This window comes from Lysobacter solisilvae, from assembly GCF_016613535.2.
In the GTDB taxonomy this organism is placed as follows: Bacteria; Pseudomonadota; Gammaproteobacteria; order Xanthomonadales; family Xanthomonadaceae; genus Agrilutibacter; species Agrilutibacter solisilvae.
Genome location: NZ_CP071518.1, coordinates 2751033 through 2772462 on the forward strand (window position 1 = coordinate 2751033; position 21430 = coordinate 2772462).

The following is a 21430-nucleotide window of genomic DNA, read 5'->3' on the forward strand; positions in this document are numbered from 1 at the left end:
TCCCGAATCTGCGGACGGTTACGTACAACGACCGGACATGCCGCTTCAGGTGACCAAGGGCGCCGTCAAACACAACTTCCGCTATGCCCCCCTGGGTGGTCGTATCGAGAAGAAGAGTTCGGATGGCAAGCGCACGGTGTACATGGCTGGGTTGTATGAGCGACGCACCGTCGGTAGCACTTCAGAGCACGTGTACATGGTGCCGGGCGAGGACGGCGCAGCAGCACAAGTGACAAGGACCTGTACTGGTTCCACCAATTGTAGTGAGAAGATCAGTTATCTGACGCGAGATCAGTTGGGTTCTTCGAGCGCGGCATTCAATGATAACGGTGACGTAGAAGCGCAGGTGTTTGATCCATGGGGTAAACGCGTCTTCCACACCGGTGGCAACACGATCGCACTTCTGAATGAGGTCAAGCACGGCTTCACCAAACAGCGCCACGAGGATGAGCTGGGGTGGATCGACATGAATGCGCGCATGTATGACCCGATCCAGCGGCGGTTCATCTCGCCGGATCCGATTCTGGCAGATCCAATGTTCAGTACTGGCCGCAGTCCCTACACCTACGTGCGAAACAATCCCATGCGCTACACGGACCCCACGGGGCTCTACGAGACGGAGCAACCGGATACGAAGGGTGGCAATCCATTGCCTTCTGCTTCTGCTTCAGTTTCAACTCAAGACAGCTGCAAGTGTAGGCATCGAGGTGAAGGCTCCTTGGGCAAACTCCCGCTGGACTGGTTCAAGCCAAGCAAGGCACAAGCTGGCTCCCCTGTAGAGCAATCAGGTGGTGGCGGTGGAGGGCGCGGCGGCTGGGGGCCTAGTTTGAGCGATGCGCCCTCCGCTACAGAAATGTCCCAGAACGAGGCTGAGGATGCCTACTACGGCCAAGATCGTTGGAAGGCCCCTGGTGATGCAGATGAAGGCGGCTCTCCGCAGGGTGGAGGTCCAGCCGGCGGGTGGGGGGTGTTTGAGGACTACCTCAATCTGGTCAACGGTGGTTGGCAGATCGCCGAGATGATTCGCAATACCTACGCCGATGTCCACGATGCAGCAATTACTGGAAATGCGAAGGACGTTGCTTTGGCGGGCCTGTCAGTACGTCAGACCGGAGATGCGGTTGTGTTGTCCGCACTGGAGTTGGGGGCTGCGGTGAAACCCTTGAAGGCGGCCGCCGCTTCCGCCGCCGGAGGTATTAGCCTTAGGGGAGGGCTTAAAAAATTCCAGGTCGTCGAGGAGTTTATGCATAAGGATCGATTGATAAGGGTCCTCAAAGATTCCAGTGGCCGCACGCAAATGTTCTTCAAATCTTTGAAGAATGGCGTGCCAGGCAAGTGGTATCCGACTCGGGGCATCGATCTCAATACAGGTCATATAAAGAAAGCATTCCCTACCGAGGAGGCTTCTCGCGAACTGAGGCGTGTTGCCGAGATGGGTTTTGAGCCTGGAAGCCCAGAGTTCGAGGCTGCCGTCGATAAAGTGTATGAAGGCGGAGTTGAATTCGCAGAGGCACTAGGGTTCCTAAACGGCATGTGAGACTCCACGCTGCTGAGGCCTGGAGGAATACTCAGCTTGCTTTGGAAGCTCGCCTCACGGCGGGCTTCTTAGAGGTGGTCCCGGTAATCTGAACGCTGCGATAAGTGCTTGATCTGCTCCGATGGACGAGGACATCGTCCGGCAAGATTGGAGCCTAGATGAGCAGAAAACCCCGTCGTACCCACTCAGCCGCGTTCAAGGCCAAAGTGGCGTTGGCCGCGATACGCGCCGAGAAGACGCTGGCCGAGTTAGCTTCCCTAGCCTTTCACGACAGCGCGTCGTTCAGGGCGTGGCGGAGTACATGCGGAACTGGCGTACATATCATGGGGCGGCGCTATTGCCCCCGAATGAATTTTCGATAGACCACTATAGAGGAATTAAGCATGACAAATACTTCAAAGAGGCTCCTCTCAAAGGCAGTCGCACTATCTGGAATTTGCGGCGCAGCTTCAGTGCTCCTGCCAGGAGTTGGGCACGCAGTTTGATCCAACTGGCAAGGCAGTTTTTGACGTGCTTCAGGACGGGCAGCGACGCGGATACATTTATGTCGATGGGGGGGCAGGATGAGTGTCGATACGTTGAAAACTGGTATTTGTTAAAAGGATACGTATACCCGAGCGCGAAGAATTCTGCCTCGACGTTAGTCAAGGCCGCAGGGCCCACCACGCTATCGCGGGATGAGTTCTTGGCTAAGATGTCTTCGGCTTACCCGGGCGGTAGGCACGTCGAAGTCTTCGCGGCTGAAAGACGTGACGGGTGCGAGTAGCAGATGGGAGCAGCAGCGCATCGCGCGTCCGCGCCGTTCAGCAAGGTAAGGGTGGTGACTTTCGCTGGTTGAGGGCAGGTAGCTGGCTGGCCATTGCCTTGGATTGTTCAACGGCCAGCTCGCATTGGGCTAGGGCACCCCCGCTGTCCCGCGAATGGCCTCCAAGGTCTGTTGGAGGACTTGGGCCTTTTGCTCGCCTTCAATGATCTTGTCCGCCGGCCCCCCGCGCTGGCGAGCTTGCTGAAGTGTCTGTTGCATCTCGGTCACAGCAATGGATGCATCGTGCTCGAACCTTGCGTATAGATTGTTCTGCTGTTGGAGTTCGTGGCGGGCGTACGATTCGTGGTCGGTGGGATCGGGTCCAGGAAGGGCCTCTGACGCAACCTCCTTAGCGATGGGAGGGCTACGGTTGTCTCCACTAAAAATAGTCATGGCTAAACTGGCGGCAGGCAAGGCATCGCTAGCCAATCCTGGCGGCCGACCAAAGTTGCGGGCTCCCGAGGAATCGACAAGATCGACGGTACCAGCGGGTTGGGCGGCGCGATGATGTGGGATCGAAGACCGATCCGAGACAAGCGGCCTCGCGGAGGGTGGATGTGCCTGCGCCCTGATGCCGAAGGTATGCAAGCCCCCGGATGGCTTCGCGACGGGCCTTCGGACCACTGGGCTGGCAACATAGATCCCCAGCGACAGCGCCAGGGCACCATAAAGGCAGTTGACGAACAGTCGTTTCACGTTCCCTCCGAGTGTACGAATGTCCGAACCTTTGCGTTCAGACGTAGGCGCTTCCTAAGTTCGGTGAAGTTGGATTTGGCCTTCATTTCAGCGATTGCCCGCGCAGCCTGGTAGCGCACCGTTTCGGAGGTGCGCGAGTAATCGGCGACTTCGTGATCGTCTACGCGGATGATTTCCCAACGTGGCCGGTTATGCTCAAGACCAGGCGCACGAGCAGGCCGGCCGTTGCGATGCAGGGGCAGGGCGAAAGCAAGGTCCTCCAGCCATGTGGAGTCTTCCTTTCGAGCTAGCCAGCCCAGTTGTCCGCCGATTTCCCGATCGGGCGCTTGTGAGTGCAATCGAGCCAGCTGCGAAAAATTGCTGCCGTCGTCTAACAGATCGGAGGCGACCCGGTCAGCCTGGCTTTCGTCGTCCAGGCGGATGTGGCGGGCGCGAACACGCTTGATGTAGCGGAACTGGTCCCGGTGGCTATCGTACCAGGCCTCGATCTCCGTCTGACTTGCCTCACTCGCCAGACGATCCAAGTAGGCACTGCCGTCATGGAGCGACTCGCCAACCCCCAAATGATTCGCGACGGCGTGGGCATACTCATGATCCGCTACGCTTCGGCGCAGCTCGGCTAGGGGGGCATCGCCCAGGCGCCGGGCCGCCCAGTTTAGTGTCACGAGCGCGGCGAGTCGATTCCGTGCCTGGTCAGCGAGAAAATCCACGTCGAGTTGGTGCAGGGCGAGGCGGCCTTGGACGTTCTGCAGCCTGTAGATGTCATCCAATGTGAGAATCCCATCCTTTCCGCCCGGGAGGCGGTAGCGGATCAGAATCCACTCGGCGGCGCGATTGTGGGAGGCCTCGTCCACTGCCAGCGTCGCCGTTGGGGCCTCGCCCAGTGCGACCAAAAGTTGAGATCGATTCGGCAACGAGTAGTTCAGGATGACTTTGCTCAGGTTGCTCCCCGCATCCATTTGGTAGCCAGTCTTCAGCTCTTCGCCGAAGACTGCGTGGAGTAGGCTCAGGAGTCGCGCTTCCACGACCGCCTCGGGACTGAATCCCACGCGTCGCTCGGGAAACAGCTCCGAATCTGAGAAGCGCGCCTGGGCGTGCTTTGCAAGAAGCCTGTTCTCGATCGTTTCCTCAAGGACCTGGTCGGGGGATAGCGCCGGGCGTTGCAATCGCCCGTGGCGTTCAAGTATTGCCAGGCTGGTACGTCCAAGCCTTTCGTCGTCGATGCGTACGGCATCCAGGTCTCCTGCAGACGCCAGGGCGCCGATGCGCTGCGAGCTTAGGTCCACATCGGCCGCGTAGGTGGGCGACGCCGTGGAGTGGGCGAGGCCGACATAGCTTGCGATGATGCAATGCACAATTAGCCGCGCTGTTCTAGTATGACTGATCCGCGTCAGCGACCGGTTGTTCATGACTTTGTGACGTGCAGGGCGGCGCAGTCGAGCACGAGAACCGTCATGGCGATGGCGCGAGGCACCGTCTTCTGGGCAATGCTGAGACGCGTTGAATGATCGGTCGAAGACAGCACGGCGCCGCCGACGCGATAGGAGTACGCACCGCCCTCTGTCAACAGGCCGCGAACGTCGGAAGTCGAACTGCTGGTGCACTTCTTGTTGAAGGTGCCGTCGGACAGCGCTGCCGTGACTAGCGTTGGATTATTCAGGCTGAGGCTGTAGTAGTAGTCATTAACCCATTGCTCCCAGCCGGAGTGATTCTTTCCTAGCGTTGTCCACGTGTGATGCGGCTGCAAGAGGTCAGTAGTGTGCAGCGCATAGCCCAGGGTCTGGGCGGTAGGATGTTCGCGAAACGAGGTCCACCAAGCCTGGCCCAGGTTGTCGATGGGCTGAAATGGCATCGACTGATAGTCGGCGTACATACTTTTGGTGGATGCCGTCCCAATCCGGTAGCGAGCTTCGGTGGTGCTATAGGTATTGTATTTGCTGCCGTCGCCCAGCAGCCCCCCCATTCCCCCTTGACCGTCGTCAAGATGATCATTCCATAGCCAGCCCGCTGCGAGCTCGTCTACGTCACCATATTGTGTCAGGCGACCGTAGTCATAACCTCCGAAGTCATTGCCATGCAGGTCCGGTCCGCGCGTGTGGTTCTGGAAGTGCCAGTAGCGCGTGTAGTGGGCAATGTCAGTCGCTGCCGACCACGCGGGTGCTCGCTGACAGTCACCGGACACCGCGCCGCAGAGATAGGTGTCTGCGAAATCGTCGACGTCGGCTGCACTCTGTGCGATGACGGTGGCCAACTGCTCGAAACTGACGCCGGCAGACTTGGCCCATGTGGCCAGCTTGTTGTATTGCGTCTTGGTCGGGTTGTTCTTCATGTATTGCAGCGCGTCCAGGACGATGCGGCGGTGCGTCTCCTTTGACCAGGCATTGGCATCGTTGACCATGCCCAGTGCAAGGACCAGGCTCAGGCCCATTACTCCAGAAACTCGCATGTTTGCCTCCTTTTGATCGGCATTGGAAATGAAGGTCTCAGACGAGGCCGGGCCCAGCGACGTCATGAACGGAAGATCAGGTCAGTACGGAAGGCGGGGGGATGCGCCGCTGGTGCAATCACGGCCCCTTCGTGGGTGACGGGGTAGGGCGTTACTTACGCTGAGCGCGCCTGTTCAGAGCGTGCAGTCGCTCGGGGAAGGAGACCCAGCGTCCGAAACGCACGCCGATGCTCGCAACGACTGCTCCCACATCCGGGCGAACGATTCCGCGCCGCCATACAGGGGCGCCAGATCGGTCCCCACGTTGTTGAGATCTTCGAGAAAGTCTGGCAGGAGGCCGTAGTGGGCCATGCCCTCATTGTTGTAGTTCCAGACTTTCAGTGCTCCGTCGTCAACTGTGCTGGAGTCCGGGCTCACGGCTTGTTCGGGCCCGTGGAACGCTCCTGCTTCGTAGGTGAGTTTGTTCGATGAGCAGCCGCCCGTCGGGCTGGCGCGGGCGCCAAAGCGCGGCGCCGGATGGACTATCAAACCATTGACGTCGGAGCCGAGACCCACCTGGTGACGCTGCATTTGGTTCAGCGCGTAGGTAAGGCGATCCTTGTAGGTGCAGGCATCGGTGCCACCCCAGCCTACTCCGAACATGCCGCCGAGGTTCCGCAAGGCGGAGAGCTGGGCATCGGTCCTGTTGTTCTCGTTCGGCGTAACGGCCCGCCCTGCTGCGCGTTGGTTCCAAGTGTGCGCTCGTGGCTCGTTGTGTCCCGAGTTGAGCGGATAGCCAAACTGCTGTGCCAGCGCGATCGTGGCATTGGCGCTGCGCTCCGACATATGGTCGATGTCTAGCAGGAGGCCCCGTCGCATGAGACGGGTCAGGACAGTCGTGCCGAGATCGCTGAGTCCTTTGGTATTGCGGTGGCCGGACCCACCAACGCAGCTGGGAATCTGGGGAACGCCTGCACCGCCGTCATCGGCAACGGCCAGCGCAAACTCCATCAGTTCGAGAGCGGGTCCGGGAATTCCAAATCGATAGCTGATCTTGGACCCTTCCGGCGCGCATTCGAGCTGCCAGAACTCGCCACGTTCTAGTCGGTTGGAAGCATTGAACACGTCGACATAGGTGGCCGTTCCACCGACTGCATTGTTCAGGAGATGGATCGGAAATAGGTAGCGAACGCCGCGATCGACCAACGCCTGAATCCGAGCTTCAATGACTTCCATCTTTACGGCGGACGACCCCACAGGTAGGGGCGGCAGCAGGCTGTCGATTTCCACCCCAACTACGACGGCGAGCTTTCCAGAGCGCACGATTCTGCGCAGATCTGTTGGCGTGTAGGCGACCTCCATGAAATCTGAATGGCGAGCCACAAACAGCTTCAGCTCGTCGATCTGCAAGCGCGCGGAGTCGTAGTCCGTCTTTGGTTCGTTTCCGATCGATATGTCCGCAATGGTCTTGTTGTTGATGGCCAATGCGACCAGGACGCGCAAGCCGCCGTCTCGAGCGCGTTTGATCCACTCGAACCACATCTGCTGATGCGTGATGTCGTCGTGCGCCGGCCAGGCGGAGAAGGCTACGCCGGGCTGTTTGCCGACACCCAGCTTGTCGGCACCGTGGTTGGAGCTAGCTTCGTTGGCCGCATCTAGAATCCGAATGGCGGCATTGCGAATATAGTTGCCGCAAGGATTGTCGACGCCGGCGCCTCCATGTGTAGAGTTGTCATGCCCGAGTGCGTCGTAGATGGTCCGGCTCCTGAAATCGGTTTCATTGCAGTCGCGGGTTCCCGCTGGCACCAGGCTGCCGATATCCGGCGCCCCGTGGACAACGTGCTTGCCAAATCCAAGGTGGGCCATGGGGTGGGTATGCAGGTCCACAAGTCCCCAGATTGGGGCGTCTCGATCTACCCAGCCGTTCTCCAGAGGATTCGGCGAGGCGAGGGGCTGTGGTGCTGCTACGATCGCAGGGACGCTCTGCGTTCCAAGCTTGTTCGTCTGCTGCGGGGGATAGACGTCCTGAACGCGGAAGTCGTCCACGTTGATGTGTCCGAGCTGTGGATCGGTGTCCTGGTCGACAATTTCCAGGCGCGCAGTCTGGCCCCGGTAGCTATTTGCATCGAACCAGTCCCGGCGCATCATGGGATGATTCCTGCCAGTGGCCAGCGCTACGCGGCTATAGCGACCGTCGCGGTATGAGAGCGATCCAGCGTCGTCTCTGACCAGGAGCTGGACCCGCAGTTTGGCCGGGTCCTTCTTGCCGCTGATCAGGAACGTCAGGTAGCGGCATGAAATTGTAAAAGGATCACTTGTGAGTTGGCCCGTTCGCCCGGAGCTGCCTGTGCTGGATTCTGCAACCGATCCACTCGAACTCGGACGAATAAATCCACTGCTGATCCAGCCGTTGTCGCGGAAGCCATGGTGGATCGCCGTGTTCCAGGCTCTGCCGCGCGGCGGAGTGGGAAATGGCCAGGATTGGCGGCTGTTTAGGACATCCTGCACCCGGTAGGCTGCTCCGCTCATAGGCTGTCCGATGAAAGCAGCGCCGGTGCTCGTCCATCCGGATTCGCTTCCGTTCTCGAAGTCCCATAGGACCTTGCTGTCGGTACAGGCCAGCGCGGGCCGCCACAGCGTAAGAAATGCTGCGGCTGCATATAGTGCTGCGCGCAGGCAGCCCCCAGTGGTTGCAATCATGAGACCTTCCCCGTCCTGACTCAGTTGTGCCGTGGACCGCGCCCGCAGAGGGGCAACGCCTGACTTCGGGGGGCGCCCAAGCCGCAGTCTGCCTGCCGCCTAGGGCCCCATCGAACTTTAGGTACGACGTCCAGGTGCAGAGTCCGCCAACCATTGGGGGGGCGGGACGATGGTACGGCGGGTGCGACCGGCCACCCCTCCTAGGCTTCGGAGCCTTGGGGGCGACCGGTCAACTGCAGCGAATCCGGAGCCTGTTCTATGGCGGGCACAAGGTGCGCGCAGAGGCATCAGGGTGTACCGACCGCCCAGCAGGACGCTAGGGGAGGAAGCGCCTTGGAGCGGCCGGTACACGTACGTGCATCTACTCGCGCTGGATCAGGTCATTTCCGTCACTCCTTGGCACCTATAACGTTAGAAGAACTGCGAAGGTCGGCTCGCCCTCTCAGGTGAGGGAGTTTTGTCGCGAGGGAGAGCAGGCTCGCATCATCTACATACGAGCAACTGAAAAGTTCTCCGCCACCAACATTCCGGATGAGAAGCGCAAGTCAAGGTCCTTTGAGTTGCGGATTCTGCAATTGAGCACGGCGCCCCCCCCAGCAAACGAATCGGGTGTACCGAGGGAGGCGAGGTCTGGAGGCGGAGTCTTGGGGCGAAAGCCGTCCTTAACCCTAGGCCACAGTTCACGACGGAAAATGGAAAAGGCTTCGTTTCTTAGGCCGAGCGGCGGCATTCAAGGACGCTTGTTTCGGCGGCTGATAAAGGGGATGGACCAACATCCTGAGATCCCTCCGGGAACCAAAATTGGCAAGTACCGGGTTGAACGCGAGCTTGCTAGGGGCGGGTCCAGCGTGGTCTACCGTGCTGAGCGAGACGACGGCGTGTTCGCACAAACCGTTGCGTTAAAGGTCGGATGTGGAGGTGCCTCTTGGGGCGCGTTAGTCCGCCGCGAGCGAAACATCCTCGGGCAGCTCAATCACGCAGGTATCTCTCGAATACTTGATGCTGGTGAAACAGACTGCGGTTTGCCATGGCTGGCAATGGAGTTCGTTGAAGGTGAGCCCATAGACCAATGGTGCCGGACAAGCGGTCTGGCGTGGCAGCAGGTGTTGACGCTTATTATTGCTGCTTGCTCGGCAGTTCAGCATGCGCACAGCCGCCTTGTACTTCACCGTGACTTGAAGCCAGATAATATTCTCGTGGATGGTGGCGGGAACATTCGCTTGCTCGACTTCGGGATATCCACCACCTTGGACGGCAGTAGAGAAGCATCAAGGGGGTTTACCCCGGGGTTTGGGAGTCCAGAGCAGTGTCGCGGTGATCTTCCGACGACAGCCGATGACATTTACGCGCTTGGCCGTCTGATATCAAAACTCACACTCTCGAAGGCGGACGGACAAGCGGCATCTGTCGCTGACACCAGAATGCCATTCGTCACCCGGGCGAGCCTTGAAGCAATCGTCGGGCGGGCCACTCATGCGGATCCAGGTGCGCGCTACCAGACCGTCTCGGAGCTAGCCAGCGACCTTGGCCTATTGATTGGGGATAAGCCTGCAATAGGAGTTGAAGTGTCCTGGGTGATTCGCTTGTTGCTCTTCCTGCGACGGCGGTGGGTGCCAACAGCGGTGGGGGTGCTTGGGGCGTTGTCCGTGTCCGTAGTTCTGATCGCGGCGACAGGAAAGATAGCCAAAGAGCGTGATGCCGCCCTGCAAGAGGAGCAGCGGACCCGAGAGGTCGTGCGCTTCTTTATCGAGATATTCGATGCTCCGGCATCGCATGATCCGCCGGCCAATCAGGTTCTGGATCGCGCTCGTGAACGAGCAACGCGTGAAAGGAACGTCAAGCCAGAGGTGAGAGGAGCCGTTCTTGATGGTCTCGGAATGGCGTACTACTACTCTGGCCGATATCACGATGCAAGCGAGATGCTTTCAAGGGCAATTGAAGTTCGCAGAGATCTTGGGCCCAAAGCCAAGATCCTGGTGGCCGAATCACTTGCCAATCTTGCACTTGTGAATGCGTACCTGAGTGAGCCAGAAAGTGTTTCGTCGCTTCTTCGCGAGGTTGAAGATCTGCTAGACGGCTACGACGTCGATTCCCCGCTGGTTCGATTTCGCGTCGAAACATTGGTGGCCCAGGTGGCAGCCACGATAGGAGATCACCGTCGCGCCGGTGAGGCCTTGAAGGCGGCAATATCTACGAGTCAGCATCACTTTGGTGCTGGAAGTCCAGAGCATGTTGAGGCCATGCGCCGCCATGCACGGTGGCGGCTTGGACGACTCGAGGGGCGATCAGCACTGGATGAACTCAAGAAGTGCACTGCGGCAATGGCTAGGATCTACGGGCATGATGACCCACGAGTTCTGTCAGAAATGACCTACTTGCGGAGCGTTGAAGCCGAGATGGGGGGACGGAAGGAGGCTGAGGACTACTTTCGAGGAGTGCTGCTACGACCAGACGTGTTTGACGGAGATCGTCTTCAGAGGAAACATGCTGCTCAGTTCTACCTGGCGCGAGCGCTGCAGTTGCAGGGGAGGTACGCGGAGGCCGCGAGGTACTACGACGGAGCGCTGGTGACTCTAGAAAATGCAGACAACGGCAAGAGTGGGCCCCACTTTGCGGCTGATGCGCAGTATGTGGCGCAGTTTTACGCAGATAAAGGAGACCTGGATCGGGCCGAACTGATCGCGAGAAAAGCGCTAAGAGCGGCGCAGATTAGTGTGGCCCCCAATGGCGTGGAGATAGCCAGAAATCAATACTCCCTAGGTCGGATTCGCGCCATGCAAGGTGATGTTTATGAAAGCCTCGGATTGGCTTGGCAGGCATACGAGCGAATGCGAAGGGTTTATGGGCCACGCGCCATTAGAACGGCTGAAGTCGACGCCTTGATTGGCGAGATACTGAGAAAGCGCGGTGATTCGAATGAAGCGAAGGTTCACCTCCTCAGAGCGAGGGCGGCGCTTCATGGAGACAGAGTCTTCGACTATGCGGTACTGAGGGCTGGGATTGATACGTCCTTGAGCGAAATGGCGTTGGCTAAAGGCAGGGTATCCGAAGCTACCGCTGCTCGACTACTGGCCAAAGAATGGCTGGCGAATGCATTCGGGCAGTCGCATCCATTGGTGACCAGTGTTCAGCTAATCGGTCCTGAGCAAACTCATTTCGAAAAGTAGCTGTTAGCGCGCCGTGCTGCGCGCACACCACCTATCGAGTCGGGGGCTGAACGGTTCGCGCCGCGACGCGTCTACCTGGCGCTGCATGGTGATCGTGCTTCCAAGAGATGAGCGAGTGGGGCGCTATGGCGGACGTGTCCGATCAAATGTCGTACCAGATGTGGTGGTGCTCGGTAATGCATCTCCGTAGCAATGCATTTCTGATTTCACCGGTCAGGCGATGGTTCATGAAATGCTTGTCTTCATGGTGGCTACGGGTGATGGCGATTCTTGAGTTTGACATGACGTGGATTTGGCAAGCGCGTTAAGAACGGTCGCTTTCGGTTCGAAGGAAGGATAGATCTGAGTTGAAGTACTTGGAGGTGTCTCAACCAATGTTTTCTGCTTACACCTGCAGCAGCAAGTCGTGCAAGGTATTGCTTTTGCTAACGCTGCCTTCGTTTTGTTTGGCCGCCCTAAGTTCCGCAAGCGCTTCAACTTTCTATGTTCGTATCGGTGGTGGCGACTCCGCCCAGTGCAACGGCCGCGTCGATGCTGCCTATCCAGGCAGCGGTACTGCGCAGAACTGCGCCTGGAAGAATCCCGACATCGCCCTGCCCAACTCGGGCACCGCGCGCATCGCGGGTGGTGACACCCTGATGATCGGCGCCGGTACCTACCAGATCGGCAGCGGCGGCTACATGCAGAAGGTCCCCAGCGGCCCGAGCGCGACCTCGCGCACCCGCATCCTGGGCAAGGCCGGCACCAGGCTGGTCGGCGTCGCCGGCACGCATCGCGTGATCAACCTGGACGGCAGCTCGAACGTCGAGATCGGCAACCTCGAGATCACCGACAACAGCGACTGCGTCTACAACCATTCCAATTCCGCCGCCACCTGCACCAGCTCCATGCCGTGGGCGCGCGTGGGCGTGTACGCCGCTGCCTCGGGCAACGTGTACCTGCACGACCTCAACATCCACGGCATGGGCAAGAACGCCTTCAATGCCGGCGGCCTGAAAAACTGGACGCTCGAGCGCGTCAAGATGAACAAGAACGGCAGCGCGGGCTGGGACGGCAACGTCAGCTCCGGCGGATCCAACTCCGGCCAGATGGTCCTGCGCGATATCGAGATCGCGTGGAACGGCTGTGGCGAGAAGGTCGCCACGGGCGAAGCCTGGGCGTGCTGGGCGCAGACGACCGGCGGCTATGGCGACGGCTTCGGCACGGTCGACACCGGCGGCCAGTGGCTGATCGAAGACGCCTTCATCCACCACAACACCTCCGACGGCCTGGACCTGCGCTACATGGACGGCGCCGATAGCACGAAGGTGACCCTGCGACGCATCTACTCGGTCGCCAACGCCGGCAACCAGGTCAAGGTCAAGGGCAACTCGCTCATCGAGAACTCGGTGATGGTGGGTCATTGCACCTACTTCCGTGGCAAGTACTACATGGCCACGGGTGACCTCTGCCGCGCCTACGGCAGTTCGGTGCTGCTTATCCTGACGGGCAACGACGTCGCAACCCTTCGCCACAACACCATCGCCGGCGAAGGCGATGCGCAGATCGCCTACGGCGAAGGCGCCTCGACGGACAAGGTCTACATCCAGAACAACTTGGTGGTGGGCTTCCCGTACTACGCCAGCACCTCCACGCAGACCCTGATGACGGCCGGCGGCGCGCCGGCGGCCAAGTCGTTCTCCGGCAATATGGGCTGGAAAGTGCGCACCTGCCCGACCGGCACGACCTGCACGCAGGATCCGAAGCTGACCAACATGACGCTGGCGTCGTTCGATGCCGAGCCGCTCGCCGGCAGCCCGGTGGTCGACAAGGCGCCGATGATCAGCGGGATGACTGCCGACTTCCTCCTGGCGCCGCGTCCGTTCGGTGCGGCAAATGACGTGGGTGCGTACGAGGTGCAGGCCGTTGCTACCTCTGCACTGGCGGAGTCGGTCAGCACGAGCAAATTGACTTACAGGGCGGGCGAAATAGTGTCGATCACTGCGCGCGTGTTGAGAGGTGGGTTTCCACTCTCTGGTGCTAGCTTAACGTTCACCGCTCTTAAGCCGAATAGAGTGAACAAAGTAATCTTGAACGCCAAAACCGATAGTAACGGCTACGCACAGGTGTCCTTCATCTCCGGCACGGGACCCAGCTCCATTGGTACGTATCGGCTCTCGACGATGGCCACATACGGCACTCTATCGGCCACGGCTACCTCCACGTTTACAGTCAATTTGTAGGAGTCGGTTGTTCGCTTGGGTCATTGATGCGCCCCCGTAAGGGCCAGTGAATTCGCTACTCAAGATGATCGGCTAGCCACTTTCGTGCATCATGCCAGTTCCGCTGTGCTGTGCGGAGGGTCAACCCCAGCGCCTCAGCCGTTTCGTCGTCGGTTAGTCCCGTAAAGAACCGGCATTCAACGACGCGGGCCCAGGTGGGATTTTCGGCCTCGAGCTTGGTCAGTAGTTCGTCTATCCAGATGAGGTTCTGGGCCTCACTTTGCTCTTCCACTTCAATGTCGGTCAGCTCCTCATGCTTGACGCCGCCTCCGCGTTTGTCTCTGAGGCGCAGGCGCGCGTAATCACAGAGAACCTGGCGCATGATTCGACTTGCCAAATTCAAGAAATGCTTTCGATTCTCTATGTGATCCTTGCCTGTCCCGGCTAGACGCATGTAGCTTTCGTGTACAAGTCCCGTTGTTCCAAGAGTGGTTGGAATCGCATTGTGCGATCGCTGGCGTCGCGCGAGGCGCTGAAGATCTGTGTACACCAGCCGTACAAGTGACGACCATGCCACCTGATCGCCCGAACGCGATGCGACGAGCAACTCGGTGAATTCGCCTTCATTCATAGCCAACCTCGGGGCACGGCCGCCACTGCGCGGGACGGTGTTACGCCGTAGCGTATCTCCAATTGCGGAGAGATGTCAGCCAGCAGTTTATAGAGCGGCGAGTTGAAAAAGAAGCGTCAGGCCCCTCATGTGGCACGGTTTGTGCTTAAAAACTAAAGGCCGGCCTATCGACTGGGAAATCCATGTCATCCGCGAAGGAGCTGGGGGTCGTACAAAGGCTTCACTCAGGCGCTGAGAGCCCCCTGAGCTAGGTGGCTCTCCTGTGGGCGATTTGACCGCTTCGCTGAGAAGGACCCTAGAAGCACTACCGCGCCATCGTCATTCATGATCAGAAACGTCACGTCCACATTGTGCAACTGCGAATGCCGCTCGGCTCGTGTGATGCCAGCAGTCGCGGCGGTTGCTGCGCATTTGATGTCTTCGTACTTGGCGACCACGCGCCCGTCGAAGTTGCGCTCGTGGACACTGACTCGATAAGTGCTTGCGCTGGTTTCAGGAAGTGCCGGATGACTTGCGGAGACGCTCATGAGTGCGTGACCTTGTTCGTGGAGATTGCGTATTACTACGACCAAAGATTTGTAAATCCGCCATTGGATCAATACGATACGAGCGCGTATGGCGGTTGGAGATTGATTGGTGCGCGGGAGTGTTGGATTGGGCCTGGGGTGGTGCTGCCGTTAGCTTGAATGCAAGATCGTCCTGGACCTAGCGAGCGCTGCGTGTCGCGTTCCCATCTCGATCAATCTCGTTCACCTCTCGGTTGATGTGGATTCGATGGCTTGGCTATCAAGCTCCTGCGTCTTGATCGCGGAGCGTCGATCGCCAATGAAATGTGAGTCAAGATGCGAGGCACCTTGGCTGAGGCGGAATTGGGTGCGCAGGCGTCAAGAGGGTAGGCGTCACCCGATTGGGTGACATCGAGCTGAGTAAAGTGAGCGGCCGTAGAATGATTGAGAGTGTTAACTATTGGGGACGGCCATGAGCCTTCGGCAAATCCCCTTGGACCCGGGTGGTGCACTGCTCGGACGATTGTTCGGACGAATGCTGGACGAGCAATCTTCGCAACAGGCCACGCAGGAGCATCACCGCGCTGAGGTCGATGCAGGTCTGGTGGGGCGGGAGGTCGGGCCTTATCTGCTGTTGGAGCTTATCGGATCCGGCGGAATGGGGGCCGTGTACCGTGCTCGTCACAGGACACAGAAGCTGGATCGCGATGTAGCGCTGAAGCTGGTGCGCGACAGGGGCGCATATCTAACGGTACGCGAGCGCTTCCTCCAAGAGCGCGACATCCTGGCTCAGCTTCACCACCCCGGGATAGCACAAATCTATGACGCTGGGGAAACCGACGACGGAATCTTGTACTTCACCATGGAGTATATCGATGGTGTGCCGATTACTCAGTACTGCAAGGATTACGTTGATTCCGTTGCGGACCGAGTTCGCCTACTCCAGCGCGTTGTAACCGCTCTTGGAAGTGCTCATCGGAATCTAGTGATCCACCGGGACATCAAGCCGTCAAACGTTTTTGTCACACGGCAAGGCGGTGAGGTAAAGTTGCTCGATTTCGGCATTGCCAAGTCGTTGGGGGGCGCATCCGATTTGACCAATGAGGCCAGCCCTGGTCCCATGACGCCGTTGTACGCAGCCCCCGAGCAGTTTCACGGGCGGCCATTATCGGTTCCAACCGATATTTATCAAACGGGCGTTCTTATTTTCTACGTGCTAACAGGCAATAAGCCCTATCGCGCCGATCCAGGGAGCCCTATTGCATGGAGTCGTGCGGTTACAGAGGAAGAGCCGTTGCAACTACAGCAGGCCTTCGATATGGCCGCACGTGGTGGCGCCAAGACGGGCGAGCCAATCTGGTACACATCAGCCAAAGTTCGAGCGGTACGTAAGCAGCTCAGGGGCGATCTGAATGCAATCGTCAGGAAGGCCCTGGCAAAGGATCCGGACCAGCGCTACCACTCTGCTGACGCGCTGCAAACCGATCTTGCCGCCTACCTGGCGGGGCGTCCCGTAGTCGCGAGGCACGGTGGGCGCCTCTATCGCATCTCCCGTCTGCTGCGTCGAAATCTTCCTGCCACTTTGATCGCTGCAATAGCCTCTGTTGTCTTGACAGTTGTTGTCACGCTCGGAGTGACGCGCGTAGAGTCTGAGCGAGATCTAGCAGTCGCCGCCGCAAAAGTCGCGACCCAAGAGGCGAGGCGTGCGGAATTGACGCGGGACTTCTTGCTTGACCTAATCGCGCGTACAGATCCTACCGAGCCCGCGCGTGGATCCGTGTTGTCGGCGAGCGACTATCTCGAGTGGGCTGCGCGGCAGGTTGATAGTGGGCTCGAAGGTGTTCCCGAAGCGCGTGCTCAGGTTCGGGCTGCAATTGCGCAAAGCCTTGAACATCTTGAAGGGCCAGCGCGCGCCCTCCCGCTGCACACGAAGTCCGTCGAAGAACTTCGGCGACTAGACTCTCCAGATGCAAGAGGCGTGCTGCCAAAGCTGCTTGCGACGCAGGCGACCTTGCTCAACTCCGCCGGCCAAACTCAGGAGGCAGAACCAGTTGCACGCGAGATGTTAGCCTTGACGGCCGGCGATCCGGCCTGGGCGCGCGACCGAATTTCGGCTATGACCGCTCTCGCTCACTCACTCAACAAGCGCGGTCGCAGCTTGGAGTCCCTGCAGATTCGTCAGCAGATTCTCGTTGATAGGCAGGCGCTCGACTCATTCGACCTCGCCGATTTGGCGATGGATCACCAGAACATTGCAGTCACCGAGGTTGCCCTGGATCGCTTCGCCGACGCGGAACGAAGCTATCGGCAGTCTCTTTTAATGCTGGAGCGTTCGGTTGGGGCGGGAAACCCACGAAGCGTATTGCCCCTGAATGGCCTTGCATCGACTCTGACGAAACTGGGGAGATACGAAGAGGCGCAGGCGGTTGCTGAGCAGGCGCTTTCCGTGGCGGAAGCGTCGTTAGCTCCAGGCCATTTTGGGATAGCCAACGCACTCACGCAGCTCGGAGTCGCAACATTCAATCAAGGGCGTTATGAGGAGGCGCAGCGACTTCTGGCAAAGGCTGAATCTGTAGCGGGGCCAGATGATCCCGGGAAGATTCGCCCATACATCAATCTGTACCGAGCGGAGCTCTATCTCCGCTGGGGGCGTTTTCTGGATGCCAAGAAGGAAGCAAAGCTCGCTGCGAGTGGAATGAGCAAGATCCGCGGTCCAGATTCCCCCATGACCCTTCTCGCCCGCGGGATGGCAAGCTATACGGCATTCAAGGTTGCGCCAAAGAAGAATGGTGAGTCGGAGCGTATCTTGCGGGAGGTCCAGTCAAAGTTGGCTCAAGATTCCAGTTCGTCCGCCGAAGAGATGGTGCAGCTCAAGCCATGGCTAGCTGAAATCTTGGAGAGCAAGGGGGCGAAGGATGAAGCAAAGCGCGTGCGGATTGAAGCGCTAGCTATGGCACGGCGAATCTATGGTGATGCGCACCCTCTGGTCCAGGCACTTCGAGAAGCAAGTCAATCAACATAGTTGCTGGCTGCCAGGCGATTTGTCCCGGGCTGGTTTTTGCCGACTCCCTTTTGCGTTGCAGGCCAATGTATCGCCCCGCTCAGCTTTCCCCTGCGGGATGGGTCGGCCTGGCGGCTAAGACCGTCGCGCATTACCAGAGCTGGATTCGCACGCCCCATGAATCGGGCTCGCCGATCTGTTGCGTGGGCTCTTCCCCGCCGTCCGTTATCCGGTCCACAACCACCCCAGGCCGAACCGACGCGAAGTGGGTGTTTCGCTCCGGTCCAGCATTCGCATAGGCGTACAGCCGCTCCTCGGTCCAATGTTGCGGATTGTGCAGCTTGACCTTGTTCATAGTCGTACCCAAAGTTCGAACGGGGAAGGGGATTTCCTCATTGACGATCCGCTGGCAAATTAACACTTCGCCCTAAGTTCCTTCTTGTTACTGGATACGCTATCCGTTCGATCCTGCCGCCACTCGCATTAATAGGGGAACAAGTCGTTTCCGCCTGAGTCATTGCAGCCCGCGAGTTGAGACTCGAAGCCGCCGACCACGTTGTCTTTTACCCGCGCCCCACTACTGATGCACTTGATGCCGATCCCTTTGGTTTCGGTGTGAGTAACGTGGTTGTCGATGATGGCTGCTCGCAGACTGGAGTTGATGAATATGCCATTGACGCTCCCGGTCCCGGTGCCGTCCGGCTTCAGGTTGCGAACCCGATTGCCCGCGACAGTGACACTCGGGCTCGAGCCAATTTCAATGCCGTAAACCGGCTTGTTGCTGCCCACTCGGGAGAAGACTCCATCAATGAGATTGTCCAGCACATCCACCCCGTAGCGGGTGGATAGCGCCCGTTCGGCCGGGTTGTTGGTAGTGCCGCCGGTGTTCAGCATCTGGTTTCGCCTTACCACTGAACCATAGGCCCGTACACTCGCTCCAAGAAACGTATTTCCTTCGAGGCGGTTGTCCTCGACTACATGGCCGCTCGAACCTTCAAGGTTGATCCCGCGATAGAAGCCACGGACGTTGCAGTTCCGCACGGTGATGTTTGGCCGATTCATGGCGTAGATGCCATTGGTCTGCGTACCTGCGCCTGCCTGCAGCCCGCCGACCTTGAAGTCATTGCAGTCGATGGTGACGTTATTGTTGGCGATCGTGATGGCGTTGCCCATGGTAATAGCTGTACTCAGGTCATGGCGCAGGCACCACGTGCCTTGCGCGTCAACCGTGGCGGTAGGGAGTCGATGAAGCCTGTGCAGTTGTCGTAGCTGCGGCCGGCTTGGGCCGGGCCCGCGAAAGGGGAAAGGGCCAATAGAATGACAATGGTGGTGCTCGGCGATAGGCGCATGAGTTTTCCAGGTCTGTGGAGGTGTGGGTGATGAATGGAGGCAAGCCGCCGTGCCGGCCCAAGTTGCCAGTACGCCATTCTGCAGCGGGGTCGCCACTCGGATCGAGCCACTGGGTGGGGTAGGAGGCTGACTTTGTCTTAAGGTTGCCCAGGCGTCGCGTCCTGATTTCTATGGCTGGGGAGCTGTCCCGATATGTGTTTCTTGCTCGATGAGGCAGGCGCAGCAGGTCGCGCTCGCTTTGAAGTACGGGCACGGGCTCGACGAAGTACGGGCACGCGCTCGGCGGGTTTGCGCGGTTGCCAGCCGGATTGACTGGTGGCCGAAAGCATTTGAGGGAGATTCTGAGCCGGCAAACCCAGCGCTCGACAAGGTGAGCTCCACGGAGGTCCGTTGGACGCTCCGCTGTCCATTTGCGCTTTGGCCAAAAGGCGTCCAAGCCATTTTCTCGACCTCCATTTGCCACTGGCATGCCTCCGGCCACGTGGGCGCTGGCGGGCATGTGCACTTGTCACCGTAAAGAGGAGGGCGCTACCAAGAAGCTGCTGTAGCTTGCATGGGCGCAAGGGTGCTGACAGAAGTCAGTTCGAAACAAGCAGTTCAATCGATCTAGGTGGTCAATGTATTAATGGTCGCAGCAGTGGCATCGATTCTGGTGGGAGGGGTATGCCAGGCACAGATCGCATGGGGCGTGCATGACGTCATTCAAGACGGCATCAAGCGCGGCGCCATTTTCGTCAAGGGGGGGGCAGGATCCGTGTCTGTACATTGAGGACTGGTTTCTGTTTGAGGGCTACAAATATCCCAGTCCCTTGAGCGGAGCGTCATTCACGGTGCGACCGTCGGGGGAGTCTCTGCCTAGTCGTGAAGACTTCCTCGCCCGGATGCGGGCCGCTCACCCAAGCGGTAGGCATGTTGAAGTAATTGCAAGCGAAAACAGAGAAGGTTGCCCTACCGGGAAGTAGTTGGTGAAGGCGTTGCAATTCTTGTCACTCCCTGAAAGCGTCCAATCTCGGCGGGATGTTGCGAGCAGGCGGACGTGGCCTCCCCGCCTTGCGAACTTGCTGGGCTTCACTTGCGGCTGGAGGTGCCAGGGCCTTCGGCTCCAACAAGAGGGGGCGCGCGGTCTCAAGCTAGGCTGGCGGTAGCTATGACGGTAACACTGTTGTGCGAGCTGCAGTTGGCATTGATATTATGCCTGTTGCGGCAGTGATTCAGTAGCCCCCACCTCCACCAATTCAAGCTGCAACGTGGTGCAAATCAGGCTGGAATCCCACAGGGTTCCGGCCTTTTTTGCGCCCGGGGATATCAGGAACTACCCGTCTTGCGCGGCGGCTCAGCCGCGCTGCTGGTACTCCTTTCGCCATTCCCGTGGGGCCATGCCGAACGCGCCGCTGAACCAGCGCGTGAATGAACTGGGAGAGGAAAAACCCAGGAGGCGGCCGACCACCTGCAACGAGTACTGGGGGTTTTCCATGTAGCGCAGGGCCAGCTGGGTCCGGACCGAATGCAGGACATCGGAGAATGTCTCGTTGGCCTCTTCAAGCCGGCGTTGCAGCGTGCGCACGTTCATGCCGCGTCCAACCGCCACCTGCTCGATGGTCGCCTGTCCCATCGGCATCAGGATGTAGAGGTCCTTGCGGATATCGGTGGCGATGGAATTCCGGGTGGGCGCCGGCAGCGCCTCCACCAGGCGCTTGACGTAGAGGGCCATCGCCGGATCGGCGGACGGGTTGGGGGCGTTGAGGTCGGAGGCCTCGCAGACGATGCCATTGAACTCGCGGTCGAATTCCGCGGGGCAGCGGAACACGCGGCGGTGGATCAGCAGGTTCTCGGGGGCGCCGTGCGTGAAATTCACGCTATGCGGCTTCCAGTGCGGGCCCAGCAGGAATCCGCACAGGCGGTACAGGGCGCCCAGCGCCAGTTCGATGGCCTGGCGCGATGAGGTGAATCCGGAATCGGTCACGAACTCCTCGCGGATGACCACGGTCCGTCCCCTTTCCTCCACGTGGATAGCCAACAGCTCGTTGAGCAGGTGGCGGTACTTCATGGTCGTGACCAGGGCGTCGCGCAGAGTGGGCTGGTGGATCAGCAACAGGCTGACCACACCGAAGTCCGACAGTTGCCGCGACTCGGCCATGCGCAGCCCGAACGTGTCGCATCCGGACTGACGCGCCGAATCCTCCAGCAGCCGCAGCACGGCTGAGGCCGGAATGCGCCGTTCGGGGTCGGTCAGCATGGTCCGGCTCAGGCCGGCTGCGCGCAGCAACGGCTGGGGATTGAGGTCGAGCTGCTGCGCCACTTCGAAATAGTTCTTCAGCGTGGCGGCACGGATGAGGCTGCTCATGGAACGGTCCTGAGGGCCGGGGGACCTGTCATGAAATGTCAAGTCATTGTCGTCGTTTGGCAAGAGC

13 protein-coding genes are annotated in these 21430 nt (G+C 59.3%); 4 read left to right on the forward strand and 9 right to left on the reverse strand.

The features are described 5' to 3' along the window. Positions 1–37 precede the first annotated feature (37 nt). Positions 38–1537, forward strand: coding sequence for an RHS repeat domain-containing protein (locus tag I8J32_RS12160; protein ID WP_207526584.1), 1500 nt, complete (start codon positions 38–40; stop codon positions 1535–1537). Positions 1538–2432: 895 nt separating this feature from the next. Here I8J32_RS12160 and I8J32_RS12165 read toward each other — a convergent pair. The 4 genes from I8J32_RS12165 to I8J32_RS12180 form a co-directional block, all read right to left on the reverse strand. Next, positions 2433–3038, reverse strand: a complete 606-nt coding sequence (locus I8J32_RS12165; protein ID WP_200612526.1) for a hypothetical protein — start codon at positions 3036–3038, stop codon at positions 2433–2435. Continuing rightward, positions 3035–4447 (reverse strand): peptidylprolyl isomerase, encoded by a 1413-nt coding sequence (locus I8J32_RS12170; protein WP_200612527.1) that lies wholly within the window; start codon positions 4445–4447, stop codon positions 3035–3037. The genes I8J32_RS12165 and I8J32_RS12170 overlap by 4 nt, the downstream gene beginning before the upstream one ends. After that, a complete protein-coding gene (locus tag I8J32_RS12175) occupies positions 4444–5550 on the reverse strand; it encodes a phospholipase C/P1 nuclease family protein (RefSeq protein WP_200612528.1) in 1107 nt (368 codons plus the stop codon). The genes I8J32_RS12170 and I8J32_RS12175 overlap by 4 nt, the downstream gene beginning before the upstream one ends. A gap of 108 nt (positions 5551–5658) precedes the next feature. Then, positions 5659–8163: a membrane dipeptidase gene (locus I8J32_RS12180; RefSeq protein WP_200612529.1), complete on the reverse strand. Its 2505-nt coding sequence runs from the start codon at positions 8161–8163 to the stop codon at positions 5659–5661. 692 nt (positions 8164–8855) lie between these two features. Between I8J32_RS12180 and I8J32_RS12185 the strand changes: the two genes are divergently transcribed. Beyond that, positions 8856–11330, forward strand: a complete 2475-nt coding sequence (locus I8J32_RS12185) for a serine/threonine-protein kinase (protein WP_207526585.1) — start codon at positions 8856–8858, stop codon at positions 11328–11330. 374 nt (positions 11331–11704) lie between these two features. Beyond that, the gene (locus I8J32_RS12190) at positions 11705–13552 is read left to right on the forward strand and encodes a choice-of-anchor Q domain-containing protein (protein WP_207526586.1); all 1848 of its coding nucleotides are present in this window, start codon (positions 11705–11707) and stop codon (positions 13550–13552) included. Positions 13553–13607: 55 nt separating this feature from the next. Here the strand turns inward: I8J32_RS12190 and I8J32_RS12195 are convergent, their stop codons facing one another. Together I8J32_RS12195 and I8J32_RS12200 are read right to left on the reverse strand one after the other, a co-directional pair. Continuing rightward, positions 13608–14162 carry an ECF-type sigma factor gene (locus tag I8J32_RS12195; protein ID WP_200612536.1) on the reverse strand — a complete coding sequence of 185 codons (555 nt, stop codon included), beginning with the start codon at positions 14160–14162 and terminating at the stop codon, positions 13608–13610. A gap of 224 nt (positions 14163–14386) precedes the next feature. Beyond that, positions 14387–14689: a hypothetical protein gene (locus I8J32_RS12200; protein WP_200612539.1), complete on the reverse strand. Its 303-nt coding sequence runs from the start codon at positions 14687–14689 to the stop codon at positions 14387–14389. 451 nt (positions 14690–15140) lie between these two features. On the opposite strand from I8J32_RS12200, the gene I8J32_RS12205 reads away from it, so the two are divergent. Further along, a complete protein-coding gene (locus tag I8J32_RS12205) occupies positions 15141–17690 on the forward strand; it encodes a protein kinase domain-containing protein (RefSeq protein WP_200612541.1) in 2550 nt (849 codons plus the stop codon). 130 nt (positions 17691–17820) lie between these two features. Here I8J32_RS12205 and I8J32_RS12210 read toward each other — a convergent pair whose 3' ends face one another. From I8J32_RS12210 to I8J32_RS12220, 3 genes are all read right to left on the reverse strand, one after another. Then, positions 17821–18024: a hypothetical protein gene (locus I8J32_RS12210; RefSeq protein WP_200612544.1), complete on the reverse strand. Its 204-nt coding sequence runs from the start codon at positions 18022–18024 to the stop codon at positions 17821–17823. A 128-nt stretch (positions 18025–18152) separates the two neighbouring features. Then, positions 18153–18842 carry a right-handed parallel beta-helix repeat-containing protein gene (locus tag I8J32_RS12215; protein ID WP_207526587.1) on the reverse strand — a complete coding sequence of 230 codons (690 nt, stop codon included), beginning with the start codon at positions 18840–18842 and terminating at the stop codon, positions 18153–18155. A 1510-nt stretch (positions 18843–20352) separates the two neighbouring features. Then, positions 20353–21363, reverse strand: a complete 1011-nt coding sequence (locus I8J32_RS12220) for an AraC family transcriptional regulator (protein ID WP_200612549.1) — start codon at positions 21361–21363, stop codon at positions 20353–20355. Positions 21364–21430 lie beyond the last annotated feature (67 nt).